Genomic DNA, 13,425 nt, shown 5'->3' with positions numbered 1-13,425 from the left:
GTCGCCATGCCTACTATCGGCATGGATGGGCTCGATGAAACCGTGCGTTCGATCCTTGCGCTCGCCGCTTCCTACAAGCCTGGCACCATCATCAAGGCCGAGCGGGTCGTGGACGACTACCTCGACGGCTTCGAGGGTTACCGGGCACGCCGTGCCGCGATGGACGCCCTGCTTCACGAACTCGCCTTGCCGGGGTACCGCTCGCGGAACAGGGGCGGGCTATTCGAGCTGATCGGACTGCACCTGAAGCGCCGGCATCGTGAGATGGTGTATCTGTTTCAGTAAGGGCCGACGTTCCCGGTCCCAGCGTATAATGCCGGAGCGATGAGCTACCGCCCGTTTCCGGCTCACGCCTCGCCGATGTCCTCCTGCTAAAGCGCGTCCGCAGGCCTCGGGGCGTGTCCTGGTTCGGGTCGCACCTCGACAGGGTGCCGGAGAAGCAGAAGCCGGTCCCCCTCCGTCGCTGCCCCGAGTTCGTGGTCGAGCGAGGGGAAATCGAGGGTGCCGTTCCTGCGGATGACTAGCAGACAAGGCACGTCCCGGGTGCCCACCGTATCGGCCGGTGCAACGGCAAAGCGCCATCCAGCCGCGTGTCGGCCGGCCAGGGTCTCGAAGTCAAACCCCTCGTCCCCGAGCACCTTGCCCCGGGAATCCCGGCTCACGCCCGTCTCGGCATGGAGGAGATGATCCTCCGAGGGCGCGAGTTGATAGACCCGCTCGCGCCCGAGCTCCGGGGCGAGGCGAGTGCAGACGAGCGCGTTGTAGAGCTCGTCCCGGGTTGCCGCGAGCAGGCGGTCCGGCGGCTGGTCGGCCAAGCCCTCCTCCGCCTCGCGAGACAGGAGTTCGGCCTGCAGCGTCGGCACGCCTGAGGCTTGGGCAGTCCGCAAGGCACCCGGATAGGTGTCGACCAGTAGCACCGGCACGCCGGCGCGATGCAGGGTCAGGGCCAGCTCGCTCGACCAGGGCGAGGCGCCCACGATGGCGAGACGTTCCGCGTCCGCAGCGACCGAGAGGCCAAGACGCCGCGCCAGCGGCGCGAGCGAGAAGCCATGGGCGAGCACGGTCGCGACGATGACGGCGAACACCGTCGGCTGGATGAGGTCGCCTCCTGCATAGCCCGCCTCGCTGAGCCTCGGGCCGGCCAGGCCGGCGACCGCGGCCGCCACGATGCCGCGCGGGCCGATCCAACCGGCTAACAGGCGCTCGCGCCAGGTCAGGTCGCTGCGCCAGGTGGCCAACCAGATCGCTGCCGGCCTCACCACGAACAGCGTTGCGGCCGTCAGGGCGAGCACCGGCAGGGAGAGTTTGCCCAGAACCGCAAGGTCGAGATCGGCGGTGAGGACGACGAAGAGGCAAGAGACCAGGAGGACGACGAGCGCCTCCTTGAAACGGCGCAGCTCCGCGATGCCGGGGACGTGCAGGTTCGCGAGCGCGATGCCGAAAACGGTAGCGCCGATCAGCCCGGCCTCGTGCATCAAGAGGTTCGGGACCGCGTAAGCTACAAGCGCCAGCGCCAGAAGCAGTGGTGTCTTCAGCGTCTCGGAGACGAGGTCGCGCCGGAACGCCCAGGCCACGAGAATGGCCGAGCCGGCCCCGAGCACGGCAGCGGCCGCCGCCCCTTCCGCGAGGTGGAGCGCCAAGTCGGTCACGGCCTCCTCGCCCGAGCGGTGCGGCAGACCGACCAGGATCTCGATGACGATGGCGGTGAGGATGGCCCCTACGGGATCGTTGACGATGGCCTCCCACTTCAGGAACGAGGCCGAGCGGCGTTCCAGCCGAGCGTGGCGCAGCAGGGGCAGGATGACCGTGGGGCCGGTCACGACCAGGATGGCTCCGAACACGGCCGAAGGCCCCCAGAGCATGCCGCCGATGAGGTGCGCGGCAAGCGTGCCCAGCACGAAGTTGATGGGCAGCGCGATGGCGGTGAGCCGCAGCACGCCCTCGCCGGCCGCCCGCAGCTCGCGGAAGTCGAGGGCAAGGCCACCTTCTGTCAGGCGACACGGCAAACTGACCCCCTGACGCCATGAGGACCTGACCCCCTCGATGAGCGAGGAGGTCGAGATGATCAGGAACGAAGATCAGGCTCTTCAGCGGACGGACGATCCGCGGAGGGCCGAGATGAAGACGCCGGACGACGTATCGGCGATGGTGCGGCTGAAGGCGCTGGGCTGGGGTGCCAAGCGGATCGCGACCGAGCTCGGCTGTTCGAAGAACACGGTCAAGCATTGGCTCCGTCAGGGTGATTGGCGTTCCTCTAAAACGCCCTCACGATCGAAGCGGCTCGACGGCTTGACGGACTGGTTGGCCGAACGGTTCCGGCAGCATGCCGGCAACGCCGACGTCGTGCGCCAGGACCTCGCCAACGAGAAGGACATCCACGTCAGCCTGCGCACCGTGGAACGGGCTGTGGCGCCGTTGCGGCGGGACCTGGTGATCGCCGCGCGGGCGAGCGTGCGGTTCGAGACGCGGCCAGGCGAGCAGATGCAGATCGACTTCGGCGAGAGGCGGATCGAGATCGGCGGTGTGCCAACCCGGGTCTCGCTGTTCGTTGCGACGCTCGGTTACTCGCGTCGACTGCACGTGCGCGCCTTCGGCCACGAGCGGCAGGAGGACTGGTTCGCCGGATTGGAGAGCGCCTTCCAGGCCTTCGGCGGTGTGCCGCGTGAGGTGCTGCTCGACAATGCCCGCGCCCTGGTCCTGCACCATGACCCGGTCAGCCGCGAGGTCATCCTGCATCCGCGTTTGCACGCCTTCTCCCGGCATTGGGGCTTCCGGGTGCGGGCCTGCGCCCCGTACCGGGCGCGCACGAAGGGCAAGGACGAGCGCGGCGTCGGCTACGTCAAGAGGAACGCTGTGGCCGGCCACCGCTTCGCGAGCTTTGCCGCCCTGGAGGCGCATCTCGATGCCTGGACGCGGGATGTGGCCGACCGGCGCGCGCACGGCACGACCGGTGAGGCGCCGGGCGCGCGGTTTGCCCGGGACGAGGCCCGGGCGCTGCAGCCCCTGGCGGGCGTGCCGCCGTTCTCCGCCGCGCGCGATCTCGTGCGCCGGGTCGGGGCAGACTGCGCGGTCAGCGTCGACGGCAACGCCTACTCGGTGCCGTGGCGGCTGATCGGCGAGCGGGTTCGCGTCACCGTGAGCGGAGCGGTGGTGCGCGTCCACCACGGCGGATGTGAGGTCGCCGTGCACGCCGCGTTGAAGGGGCGCCACGGCCGTGTCGTCGACGATGCCCATCTGGCCGGGCTTGTGGGTAGCCGAGAGCGACCGGCTCACCGGCTCGACCCGTCGCCCATCATGCCGCCGGCGCTGTTGCGGCCGCTGGCCGAGTACGAGGCGATCGCCGGGGGAGGCTTCTGATGGACGATGACCACCTCACCCTGCTGCTCGACCGCCTGAAGCTGACGGCCATGCGCGATCAGCTCGATAGCCTGATCGACGAGGCTGGCCGGGGCGAGCTGACGATCCGTGAGGCGCTGACCCTGTTCTGCGAGCGCGAGGTCGCTCGGCGTGACCAGCGCCGCATCGACATGGCCTTCGGTCTGTGTTTCGGCGTGCAACTTTGGCTCTTCCGCAGGTTCGGTGCTGACGGTGGGAGGTGCTCAGTCTGGTTTGTCGGGCGGTTTCTGGTCCGCCTCACGCAGCGTGAAGGACGCGCTGCCGGAGCAGGTCGAGGCCGGCGCGGCCGTACATGGAGCGCTTGATCAGCTTCAGGCGGTTCACCTGCCCCTCGACCGCCCCGTTGCTCCACGGCTCGCCGATGGCCGCGTGGACAGCGGCCTCGTCCTGCCGCAGCCCGGCGACGAAGCCACCGAGTTCACTCGCGGCGGCCGCCTCCAGCCACGGCTTCAATGCGGCCGGATCGCGGGCGCGCAGGATTGCCCCGAAGCCGCGTACCTGCTCGGCCGCGGCCTGCAGCCTGGGCGCAAGAGCACACAGCGCTGCGATGAAGCGGCGATCCGCGGGCGGGAGGCTGGCCGGATCGCTTGTCAGGCACCGCGCGATGCGGCGTGTCGACGGGATGCGGGTCGAGGGCGGTCGGGTTGGAAGGTCCCGGCGCCGTCGTTTCGCCCAGCGCTGGACGATCTCGTAGCCGCCCTCGAACCCGATGGCGCGAAGCTCGCGATACAAGCCCGCCACGTTGTGCTGACCCTCCTGCCAGCGCGCCTCGACAAAGCGCAGATGAGCATCGAGCCGGCTCGGGGCCGGCGCCCGGCGATAGGGCACGAACGCCCCCAAGCGTAGCCAGCGTCGTACGCTGTTGCGGGAGGCGCCGAGCGTGCGCGCGATCGTCTTGATCGCCACGCCCTCACCGTGCAGGCGTAGCCCCGCCTCGCAGCGCTGTCGTCGCCGGCCGCCACCGTGCCCAGTATCCTGCTCCGGAGGCGGGTCAGCAGGAGCGACCGCGACGATGGCGGCTGGAGCGTCTTGGAACGCTGCCTGGCGGGCGGCCTCCCGGATTTCTGCTTGATGCCGCTCGACGAGTGAACGCAGCGCCTCGGAGGCGTTGACGAGAAGGTGCCAGCGGTCCGCGACCTGGATCGCCTGCGGCGCGCCGAGCCGCGCAGCCTCGGCGTACGGCCCCGCTCGATCCCGGCTAACGACAGCGATGTCGGGATGCGCAGCGAGCCAATCCCGCACGGGCTCGCAGGCGCGGCCGGGCAGGAGATCGAGGACGCGACCCCGTTCCAGATCGCAGACGATCGTGCCGTAGCGCCGGCCCCGCCGCCAAGCCCAGTCGTCGATCCCGACCACACGCGGGGACGCGCACCCTGCGCTCTTGCAACGGCGGATCAGTCGCAGGACGGTGTCGCCGCTGACCGGCATGGCAAGCCGTCGCGACAGGCGGGCGCCGGCTTCGCCGCCGAGCGCCATGCCGATATCGGTCTGTGCCTCGGCCAAGCGATCGCTGCGCTGTGCCCTCGCACGGGCGAGGCCGGGAACAGGCTCGGCAAAGATGCGGCCCGGACAATGGCTGCAGCGGAAGCGGCGTACCTTCACCCGCCACGTGACCGAGCGATCCTGCCAGGGCAGGTCCTTCAGGGTTCGCCAGTACGAGCTATGCACCCGGGCCGACCATCGCCCACAATGCGGACAGGCTGCGCGGGCTGCGGTAGTTGAACTTGCTCCGGTTTAATGGAGAGCGGTTTGGTGAGTGAAGCCCCTCTCGAACTGGATAGGGCTGGTGTAGCCCAGCGCCGAGTGACGGCGGCGGGGATTGTAGAAGCCATCGATGTAACGGGCCAGCGCGTCGATGGCCTCGGCTCGCGTCTGGAACGTAGTGCGCCAGACCAGTTCGCTCTTCAGCGTCTTGAAGAACGTCTCGACCATCGCGTTGTCAAAGCAATTTCCCTTGCTGGACATCGAGATCACGATGCCATGTCCTCGTAGTTCCGCCTGATACTCATTCGCACAGTACTGACTGCCGCGGTCGGAATGATGCAGCAAACCTGGTCCGGGCTGCCGGACGACGAGGGCACGTCGCAGCGCAGTCAGCGCAAGTTCTTTGTGAAGACGGTCGCTCGCCGCCCAGCCCACGACTCGTCGAGAGTACAGGTCGAGGACCACCGCCAGGTACAGCCAGCCCTCCCGCGTCCAGATGTAGGAGATATCGCTCCCCCACTTCCGATCCGGCCCAGCCGCCGTGAAGTCCTGGTCGAGGTGGTTGGGCGCGATCGGGAAGGCGTGGCCGCTGTCCGTCGTGCGCCGGAAGCGGCGGGGCTGGCGGGCCTTGAGCCCGTTCTCCCGCATCAGCCGGGCCACGCGCCGCCGGCCTGCCGCCAGGCCCTGCTCGCGCAACTCATGCGTCATGCGGGGGCTGCCATACGTCTCGTGCGAGAGCGTGAAGGCGGAGCGAACATGGGCAAGCAGCACGAGGTCCTCGCGCTGCCGTGCCGAGGCCGGACGGTTCTTCCAGGCAAAGTAGCCGCTCGGACTGACGTCGAGGACCTTGCACAAGCGCGCGACCGGGAAGTCCTTCTTCGCCGCGTCGACGAGGCGGAACCTCATCGACTTCCCTCCTTGGCGAAAAAAGCCGTGGCCCGCTTCAGGATCTCGCGTTCCTGGCGCAGCACCTCGTTCTCGCGGCGCAGGCGCTTGAGCTCGGCGGCCATATCCTCCTGCCGGTCGGCCGGCGGATGGTCCATCTCCCGCTCACGTCGGCCGTCGATCCAGTTGCGCAGCGTCGAGAGCCCGACGCCGAGATCGGCGGCGACCTCGCGGCGGGACCGCCCGCTCGTCTGCGCCAATCGCACCGCCTCTGCGCGAAACTCAGGGGTAAAGGTCTGCTTCCGGTCTGCCATCGGAACCCTCCTCCTTCAGGAAAAGAGCTCTCCACTTTTGCGGAGCAAGTCCAAGTCCTGGCCGTGATCGTCAGCGCATCGGCGTCCAGCGCAAGCTCGTCGACCTGCACACCTTCTGAAACCGAGGGCAATAACGGGTTCGAGATCCGCATCGCGCTCTCCCTCCGCCACCCCAGGGATCAACGCTTCACAAGGCGCTCAGCACCGAACCTGCGGAAGAACCAATGTTCAACGCTGTTTGACACCCTGCGTCGCCTCAAGCGCGCCAGTTCGGCATCAGGATGCGACCGCGCACCAACCCGGCGGCGCCCGTGAGACGGCCCCTCGGCCCGTCGCCCATCAGGTACGTTATGACCACGTTCTGGCCGTCGAGGGTGCGTCTGGGTGTGGTTCCACCGGCGCCTTGCCGGTTTTCCAGCGCGCTGGTGGATCTCGTCGAAAGTCTCCTCGTGAACCGCGCACGGCTTCCCGCGAGCCCGAGGCGTGTCCGGATTTCCGGACAGGCTCAGGTCGCCGTGCGCCGGCCGGCCGCGGCCTTCTTGGCGGCGTGGGCCAGGTTGTCCGCGAGCTGCTCGGCCATAATCTGGGGGATGCGGGCGGCGGCGGCCTCGCAGGCCTCCTGCCAGGGCTTCTCCAGGATCGGCTTGTAGGTCGCCCGGTCGACGGCGAGGAACAGGATGCGCGGATGGTCGATGTCGACCATGCGCCGGCCGATGCGCCGCATGCCCCCCTCGCGCCCGGGCACGTACATGCTCTCGGACGTGGCGACGCGCGGCGGCCGGGCGACGTAGGCGAGGCGCTTCTGGCCGTGCAGGGTGATCTCGCCGAAGTAGACGCCCCACCGGTTCTGCGTGCCCGACCGCTTCGGCGCGCGGGTGCCCTGCGCTTCCCGGGCGAGGCGCGCCAGGAACCCCGTCGGCACCCCGCCGAACCGCGTGGGCTGGACGCTCTGCGTCAGGGTGATGTTCTGCCACCACGGGATCAGGATGTGCCTCTGGGCCAAGCCGACGTCGCCCGGGAGGCGGATGTTGTCCTGGAGCCCGAACAGGTACTTCAGGTACACGCTTTGCTTCGGCATGACGTAGACGGCCGAGAACAGCCCGTCCGCCTTGCCCTGCTCGATTGCGTTCAGTCCCCCGGCCGACGAGCGCTGGTACTTGATCGCGCTCTGCGTCCACGGGGTGTTCCGGCGCAGGTGCTTGTCGAACTGCTGTCGGATGCCGACGACGGCGTGCTTGGCGACCTCGTCGACGGCCCACCCCGCGGCTCTCCGATATTTCGCGATGCCGACGGTCGAGACGTAGCGGTCACGCCACGCCTCGATCTGAGGCATGACGTCGGCGGCGATGGAGACGCGGAAGCGGGTGCTCATGCCCGGCAGGTTGCCGCTCCGGGCGTGTCCCGTTCCAGGCTACGAGGGAACCGGCAAAAGGTGGCGGAGGAACTCGGGCAAGTCATCGTCCCAGACGTCAACGCCCGCCGGGCCTGGCGGCACGCAGCGGGCGTCGGTTGCAGTCTGAGGTGCAGAGCAGCGAACGGCCGGAGTATAGGCCCCGGCCTCGATAGCGACAACAGCCGCCGGTGCCTCGTTCGCTTGCCCGCACGCGTCAATAGACCCGGTCGAATCGTGACATTTCCCGACCGGCTCGGCCGGCGCCGCCTCAAGGGACTTGCGTGGACGGCCGCGCTTGGGTTTCGGCACCGACCCGCCGATGGCTGCGACCGCCTGCGCTTCCCGAACCGCCTTGCGAACCTGCGAGATCGAGACGCCTGCCTCCGCGGCGATGGCCTCCGTGGTCAACCCCTTGGCCCGGAGCCTGAGGGCACGCTGCCCGAGGGCGAGGCGCGCGGCCTGGGCGTCGACCCGCGGCTTGGCGCCGGCCTCGGCCCGGCGCTGCTGGGAACGGTCGGCCTCGCGCTCGCGCCGCACCGCGTCGGTCAGGAGGATGCGCAGCTCGAGCCGGCGGATCTCGGCGACCGTGACGTCGAGCTCCTTCACGAGGCTCTTGGGCTTGGACTTGTAGCGGGGGTCGGAACGGCCGGCCTTGTAGGCGTCGGTGGCCCCGGCCGCCGCCCGGCGCGCCTTGCGGATGACCGTGCCCATCATGGCGCGGCCGCGCTGGACGGTCAGGCCGCACAAGGGCGAGAGGCGGTCGATCTCGGCCACCAGCGCGTCCGGGGCCATGCACCAGGCCGCGGCGACCGACAGGTGGTAGAGCCATAGGTCGCGCTGGCCGGGGTCGACGGGCCAGCCCTGGTAGCGGGCCTCGAACAGGCGCGCAAGGTCCCGGTAGACGGAGCGGTGCAGCGTGGCGAGGTTCAGGGCGGGGCGCTTGTGAGCCTCGCCGGCCGCGACCGCCTTCGCCGCGCGCTCGGCCTTCGCCTTGGCCTTGGCGGCCCGCTCGCGAGCCTGGGCCTTGCGGTAAGTCCGGACCTCGTCGGCCGAGTAGCGCAGCATCTCCGTGCGCAGGAAGTCGAAGTCGTGGCGCTTGATCTGGTCCACGTACTCGGGCCAGACGACCTGCACCATGTTCTCCTGCCCCGTCACCCGGTCGCGCTTGGTGCGCCCGGCGACGCTGAACGACATCGTGCAGGCGCGGCCCCGAGCGTCGCTGCCCATGTCGACGAAATCGGCGTGGAGGCGGTCTTGCAGCGCCTTCCAGACCGGCAGCATGGACGGCTTCTGACGGTCGTGGAGCCAGACCGGCAGGAGCCCCCGCCCGCTCGACAGGATGAAGCTCGGGTACGGCAGGTTCCTGTCGTAGCAGCGGAGCATGATGGCCTCTGCCATGTGCTCCCTGGTGGCACCGGCGTACTCCTCGGCCTTGTAGTAGTCGAGGTCGACCCAGAGGCAGTTCAGGCCTGCGAGGTTCCAGGTCGCCTTCCGGGGGTGCTTGCGGTGGTCCTCGCCCTCGCGCTTCCGGAACACGTTCAGCGTGATGCTGCGAGGGCGCAAGGTGTCGACCGCCGCGGGGAGCTCGGCCCCGTCGGCGCCGGTCGCCTCGGTGCGCCACTGCTCCTTGCCGTCGGCGTCCAGCTCCGGCAGCCGGACTGAGTGCGTCAGCACCGCGATGCCGCGCGTGTCCGCGGGGTGGAGGAGCGCGGCGTAGCGCGAATAGCGCAGGCCGTATGTCGTGGGGCGCTCGATGAAGCGCAGGTCGTCGGTCGGGCCAGGATCGGCCACGGATGCCCCGTCAAGGGGCGACGCGATGGGGGACACGGGTTCGCTGCTCTCCGGCTACGCCGACCCGCGAGGCACCTCTACCCGCAAACCAGCAAATCGTTCACGCCGACACGGTGCAGCTGGTTCTTGAATTCGACAAGCCGGGCGGGTCCGGGGTGCGCAGTCCCACCCCGTCCCGGGAGGAGCGGACCACGGCGAGGCCCAGACCCGGCAAGGATGGTCCACCGAATCGTTCGCGGCAGACATCCAGTCGACCGGTTCACGGTAGGACAGGTGTCACGTTTCGACCGGGTCTATAAAAATGAAGCCCTACGGGCTTCCTGTAGGGGGTGCGGGGTTTCGGGCCGAAGATGCTGGGACCGGTAGGGGCACGAGGTGGCGCAGGCAGGCTCGCCTGGCGGGGTTCCGGGTGCAGCCTGGTCCGAACCCGTCCCGGAGCCGCACCGTGCCTCCCTGCCTCGCCCTGGCCCCCGTGGCCGCCCCTCCGTCCGATCCGTCGCCCCCGCCTCCCTGCGTGTCGCATGATCGGTCGGGCGGGTACCGAGCCCGTCCCACCCTCCACGCCTTACGGCGTTTCGCCGACCGGGTGTGTGGCCTGGAGCCGGTGCTGGAGGGGCTGTCCGACCGCGAGGCCGTCGAGGCGCTCCGGGGGCTCGGCTACGACGTCGACGGTATCCGGGTGTGGCTGGCCTACTACGGCTACCCCGGTCCCCGGTGGGGCGCGAACGGCGTGACGGTCGGCAGGGTGGGGCTGGTGCTGCAGGGGCCCCGGGTCGTCACGGTGGTGATGCGGGGGGCCTGACCCGGAACCGGGCGTGGCCTGGAACTGGCCACGGGGCGGCGAGCAGGCTGGCACCATCCCGGCCGCGTCGGCGGCCCCCGAGGCCGCCCCCGTGTACCGCTATCTCCCGTTCAACGGGCATCACGAACGCCGCGAGGCCGAATGGGTCGGAGCTCTGGTGGCCTTCGGCGTTGCGGTCGCCCTCCTGCTCCCGGGGCCGACCTTCAGCCGGCCAACGTTCGCCGCGTTCGGCGCCATCGCCCCGGAGGGCACCTGGGGCGCCGCGCTGCTCGGCGTCGCGCTGATCAGGATGCTCGCCCTCTGGGTGAACGGCTCGAAGCGGCACAGCCCCATCCTCAGGTTCGTCACCGCCACGGCCGGCGCCGCGCTCTGGGGCTGGGTCACGTGGCTGCTCTGGCACGATGGCTACCCCGGCGTGAACACCGGCGTCGGGGCCTACGGGGTGCTCGCGGCGGTCGACGGCTACTGCGCCTTCCGGGCGATCTGGGACCAGGGCCGGAACGACCAGCGCGCCGCCATCCTCCGGAGGGCTGCCCGTTGATCGACCTTGTCGCGACCTTCGTCGGCCTGCCCGCCGACGCCCTCAAGGCCATCGGCACCGTTGCCGTCGGCGGGTTGCTTGCCGGGGGCACCTACGTGCTCGCCCGCATCAAGGAGGCCCGCAGGCCCCCGGAGGCGGCTTCCGGCCTGCCCCGCATCGCCCTCGACCCTGCCGACCGGGACCTCGGCTACACGCTGGTCCGGACCGGCACGGACCTCACCAGGGCCCTGCACGACCACGGCGAGATCCTTCGCCGTACCTTCCGCGACGACGAAGATGGCGGGGGTGCGTCCCTTCCGCCGCGGCCCCGTCCCGGCCGGAGGGCGCGCCCGTGAGACGCCCCCGGCTCGTCCCGAACGCCCGGCGCGTCGCCCGGCACTCCTGGTCGTTCTGGCTGTCCCTGTTCGGGGTGGTCTGCTCGGCGGTCGAGGCCGGCATGGGCGTGCTCGCCGGCTCCCCGCCCGTCGACCCGACGACCTTCGCCTTCGCCCTGACCGGCGTGACCCTGGCCGGCGCCGTCGCCCGCCTCGTCGCCCAGCCCGCCATCTCCGGAGACGCCTGATGGCCATGCTCGCGTTCCTGCGCCCGCTGGCCCGTGCCCCCGCCAAGGCCCGCAACCGCATCCTGGCGGCCGTCCTCGCCGGCGGGACCGCCACCGGCGTCGCCGCGACGGCTGTGACCTTCACCGGCGGCAACGAGGGTGTCCGTCTGGTGGCCTACAAGGACCGGCTCGCCCGGGACCTGCCGACCGTCTGCTACGGCGAGACCCGCGGGGTCGCGCTCGGTATGCGGTTCACTAAGGCCCAATGCGACGCCATGCTGGTCAAGGCGCTGGGCGAGTTCGCCGACACCTCGGTCGAGCGGTGCGTCAAGGTGCCGATCCCGGACCCGGTCTACGTCGCCTTCCTCGACCTCGCCTACAACATCGGCGCCGGCGCCTTCTGCAAGAGCACGGTCGTCCGCCGCTGGAACGCGGGCGACAGGGCCGGCGCCTGCGACGCCCTCCTCCTGTTCAACCGCGCCGGCGGCCGCGTCGTCCCGGGTCTGACCGCCCGGCGCCAGCGCGAGCGCGCCCTCTGCCGGATGGGAATCTGACGTGCTCGCCCTGGTCTGGACGCCCCTCGGGCTCGCGGCCCTCGCCGCCGCGGCGGCCGCTGGCCTGGCGGTCGTCTACCTGCGCCGGGCCGTGCTGCCGCTGGCCCTGGCGGCGGTGGCTCTGGCCGGCGCCGCCTACCTCGCCCACCTGCAGGCCGACCTGGTGACGGCACGCCGGGAACGCGACGAGGCGAGGATCGCGGCCGCCGAGGCGGCGGCAGGCGCCAAGGCCGTCGAGGCGGTGTCCGAAAAAGCGGCGGCACGATCCCGGGCGTCCCGCGGGGTACGCGACCGCATCCTGACGGCGCCCCGGTCCGACGACGCCCCGGTCGCCCCGGTGCTGCGCCGGGTCCTTGAGGGCGCGCCATGATCCGGGTCGCCGCCGCGGCCGCGCTCGCCGCCTTCCTCGCCGGGTGCCAGACCGTCTCCCGACCGGCAGTACCGCCGTCCCTGCTGACCTGCGCCGACGCGCCGGTTCTGGCCGCGCTCCGGGGCGAGTTCGTCCCGTCGCGCCTCGACGTCGCCGCCGCCGTCCAAGCGGCTTCCCGCACCCGCCGACCCCGACCCTGAGGAGCCCCCATGCGCGTCACGTTCATCGAGTTCCCCAACGGCGCGGACCCGACGCGGCGCACCCTGGCCCCCGTCGACGCGGCCGCCATCGTCAACGTCGGCGAGGGCCGGGACCACGTGCAGGTGTTCGGCAACGCCGCGGCGCTGTTCGCGCTGCGGCAGGGCATAGACGACCTGCAGGGCCAGCTCGGCGACGCGCAGGGCGGCCGCGCCTGCGCCGAGAGCTCGAACCGCATCTACGTGGCCGAGCGCCGGGTCCTGCTCGACGAGATCGCACACCTCCGCGCCCAACTCGCCGCGGTGCGCGAGGCAACCGGTGGCTGAGATTTCAGCCGCCGACGCCGCCCGGGCGGATGCCCGCCTGTTCGCCCGGGACGCGCTCCGTGCCGCCCGGGCCGTCATATCCGAGAATACGGACACCCCGCCTGAGACTGCCACCCTCGCGGTGTTCGCCATCCTGGTGGCGGCCGCGCTTTGGCCGGAGAACAGCACTAATCCGGAAGGCCCCAATCCCGCTCAGGGTCATTCCGGCGGTTCGCGCCAGCGTCGTATGTCGTGACTACACGAGCGTCTGCGCCGTAATACGTGATGCTACGCAGCCGCTTGCCTTTACCAGAGTTCGTCTTCTGGTACGTTTTTTCGCGCCGCCAAGTCGTGCCGTCGAACTCAAAGCGAGAGTGCTCCCGGAACCACGCGGACGCCTCATCCGAGTAAGGCGGATACGGGCAAGTCTCCGCGTGCCGTTGCCAAGCATCATCGAGGTTGGCGGGCGGCTGAGTGAGGCGTGCCGCCTTCTGAGCCGCGGCTTTCGCCCTCATCGTCGCTGACCGCTTTTTGTTGGCGGCATCGCGCTTCTCGGCCTCGGCGAGCATCGCGGCCCACTGCTCCTTCGTCAGGCCGAGTGGGATATCCTCTTCATCGGTCAATCGCACAT

At 70.4% G+C, this 13,425-nt stretch carries 16 protein-coding genes and 1 pseudogene; 11 read left to right on the top strand and 6 right to left on the bottom strand.

The genetic code is table 11. The features are described from left to right. Positions 1-6: 6 nt before the first annotated feature. On the top strand, positions 7-285 hold the full coding sequence (locus V3T34_RS10525) for a hypothetical protein (RefSeq protein WP_305076760.1): 279 nt from the start codon (positions 7-9) through the stop codon (positions 283-285). A gap of 86 nt (positions 286-371) precedes the next feature. Here V3T34_RS10525 and V3T34_RS10520 read toward each other — a convergent pair whose 3' ends face one another. Beyond that, entirely contained in the window at positions 372-2,006 is a 1,635-nt protein-coding gene (locus V3T34_RS10520) for a cation:proton antiporter (RefSeq protein WP_305076761.1), read from the bottom strand. Between the two features lie 55 nt (positions 2,007-2,061). On the opposite strand from V3T34_RS10520, the gene istA reads away from it, so the two are divergent. Then, positions 2,062-3,357 carry an IS21 family transposase gene (istA, locus tag V3T34_RS10515; RefSeq protein ID WP_407942691.1) on the top strand — a complete coding sequence of 432 codons (1,296 nt, stop codon included), beginning with the start codon at positions 2,062-2,064 and terminating at the stop codon, positions 3,355-3,357. Next, complete coding sequence (locus tag V3T34_RS10510; protein WP_305076762.1) at positions 3,357-3,701, top strand: hypothetical protein; 345 nt, start codon at positions 3,357-3,359, stop codon at positions 3,699-3,701. The genes istA and V3T34_RS10510 overlap by 1 nt, the downstream gene beginning before the upstream one ends. Here V3T34_RS10510 and V3T34_RS10505 read toward each other — a convergent pair. The 4 genes and pseudogenes from V3T34_RS10505 to V3T34_RS10490 all read right to left on the bottom strand — a co-directional run. Then, positions 3,634-5,115 (bottom strand): annotated as a pseudogene (locus tag V3T34_RS10505) (ISL3 family transposase); the annotation flags it as partial. The gene V3T34_RS10510 and the pseudogene V3T34_RS10505 overlap by 68 nt on opposite strands. Positions 5,116-5,130: 15 nt before the next feature. Then, positions 5,131-6,299, bottom strand: a protein-coding gene (locus V3T34_RS10500) for an IS3 family transposase (RefSeq protein WP_305076763.1) whose coding sequence is annotated in 2 segments (ribosomal slippage) — positions 5,131-6,032 and positions 6,032-6,299 — 1,170 coding nt in all. Because the reading frame shifts where the segments join, the coding sequence is not laid out codon by codon here. Between the two features lie 505 nt (positions 6,300-6,804). Beyond that, complete coding sequence (locus V3T34_RS10495) at positions 6,805-7,671, bottom strand: hypothetical protein (RefSeq protein ID WP_305076765.1); 867 nt, start codon at positions 7,669-7,671, stop codon at positions 6,805-6,807. Positions 7,672-7,710: 39 nt separating this feature from the next. After that, positions 7,711-9,483 carry a hypothetical protein gene (locus V3T34_RS10490; RefSeq protein ID WP_305076766.1) on the bottom strand — a complete coding sequence of 591 codons (1,773 nt, stop codon included), beginning with the start codon at positions 9,481-9,483 and terminating at the stop codon, positions 7,711-7,713. Between the two features lie 604 nt (positions 9,484-10,087). On the opposite strand from V3T34_RS10490, the gene V3T34_RS10485 reads away from it, so the two are divergent. The 8 genes from V3T34_RS10485 (at position 10,088) to V3T34_RS10450 (ending at position 12,815) form a co-directional block, all read left to right on the top strand. Next, positions 10,088-10,285 carry a hypothetical protein gene (locus V3T34_RS10485; RefSeq protein WP_305076768.1) on the top strand — a complete coding sequence of 66 codons (198 nt, stop codon included), beginning with the start codon at positions 10,088-10,090 and terminating at the stop codon, positions 10,283-10,285. 91 nt (positions 10,286-10,376) lie between these two features. Beyond that, the gene (locus V3T34_RS10480) at positions 10,377-10,826 is read left to right on the top strand and encodes a hypothetical protein (protein WP_305076769.1); all 450 of its coding nucleotides are present in this window, start codon (positions 10,377-10,379) and stop codon (positions 10,824-10,826) included. Then, positions 10,823-11,161, top strand: a complete 339-nt coding sequence (locus V3T34_RS10475; protein WP_305076770.1) for a hypothetical protein — start codon at positions 10,823-10,825, stop codon at positions 11,159-11,161. The genes V3T34_RS10480 and V3T34_RS10475 overlap by 4 nt, the downstream gene beginning before the upstream one ends. Beyond that, the gene (locus V3T34_RS10470; protein WP_305076771.1) at positions 11,158-11,388 is read left to right on the top strand and encodes a DUF7940 domain-containing protein; all 231 of its coding nucleotides are present in this window, start codon (positions 11,158-11,160) and stop codon (positions 11,386-11,388) included. The genes V3T34_RS10475 and V3T34_RS10470 overlap by 4 nt, the downstream gene beginning before the upstream one ends. Then, on the top strand, positions 11,388-11,921 hold the full coding sequence (locus V3T34_RS10465; protein WP_305076772.1) for a lysozyme: 534 nt from the start codon (positions 11,388-11,390) through the stop codon (positions 11,919-11,921). The genes V3T34_RS10470 and V3T34_RS10465 overlap by 1 nt, the downstream gene beginning before the upstream one ends. A gap of 1 nt (position 11,922) precedes the next feature. Further along, positions 11,923-12,291: a hypothetical protein gene (locus V3T34_RS10460; RefSeq protein ID WP_305076773.1), complete on the top strand. Its 369-nt coding sequence runs from the start codon at positions 11,923-11,925 to the stop codon at positions 12,289-12,291. Beyond that, positions 12,288-12,491, top strand: coding sequence for a hypothetical protein (locus V3T34_RS10455; protein ID WP_305076774.1), 204 nt, complete (start codon positions 12,288-12,290; stop codon positions 12,489-12,491). The genes V3T34_RS10460 and V3T34_RS10455 overlap by 4 nt, the downstream gene beginning before the upstream one ends. 9 nt (positions 12,492-12,500) lie before the next feature. Then, a complete protein-coding gene (locus V3T34_RS10450; RefSeq protein WP_305076775.1) occupies positions 12,501-12,815 on the top strand; it encodes a hypothetical protein in 315 nt (104 codons plus the stop codon). Positions 12,816-12,982: 167 nt separating this feature from the next. Here V3T34_RS10450 and V3T34_RS10445 read toward each other — a convergent pair whose 3' ends face one another. Further along, complete coding sequence (locus V3T34_RS10445) at positions 12,983-13,417, bottom strand: hypothetical protein (protein ID WP_305076776.1); 435 nt, start codon at positions 13,415-13,417, stop codon at positions 12,983-12,985. Positions 13,418-13,425 lie beyond the last annotated feature (8 nt).

Origin of the sequence: Methylobacterium ajmalii (assembly GCF_036448855.1) — a bacterium.
GTDB classification, from domain to species: domain Bacteria; phylum Pseudomonadota; class Alphaproteobacteria; order Rhizobiales; family Beijerinckiaceae; genus Methylobacterium; species Methylobacterium ajmalii.
This window is presented reverse-complemented; position numbering and strand designations above follow the sequence as displayed.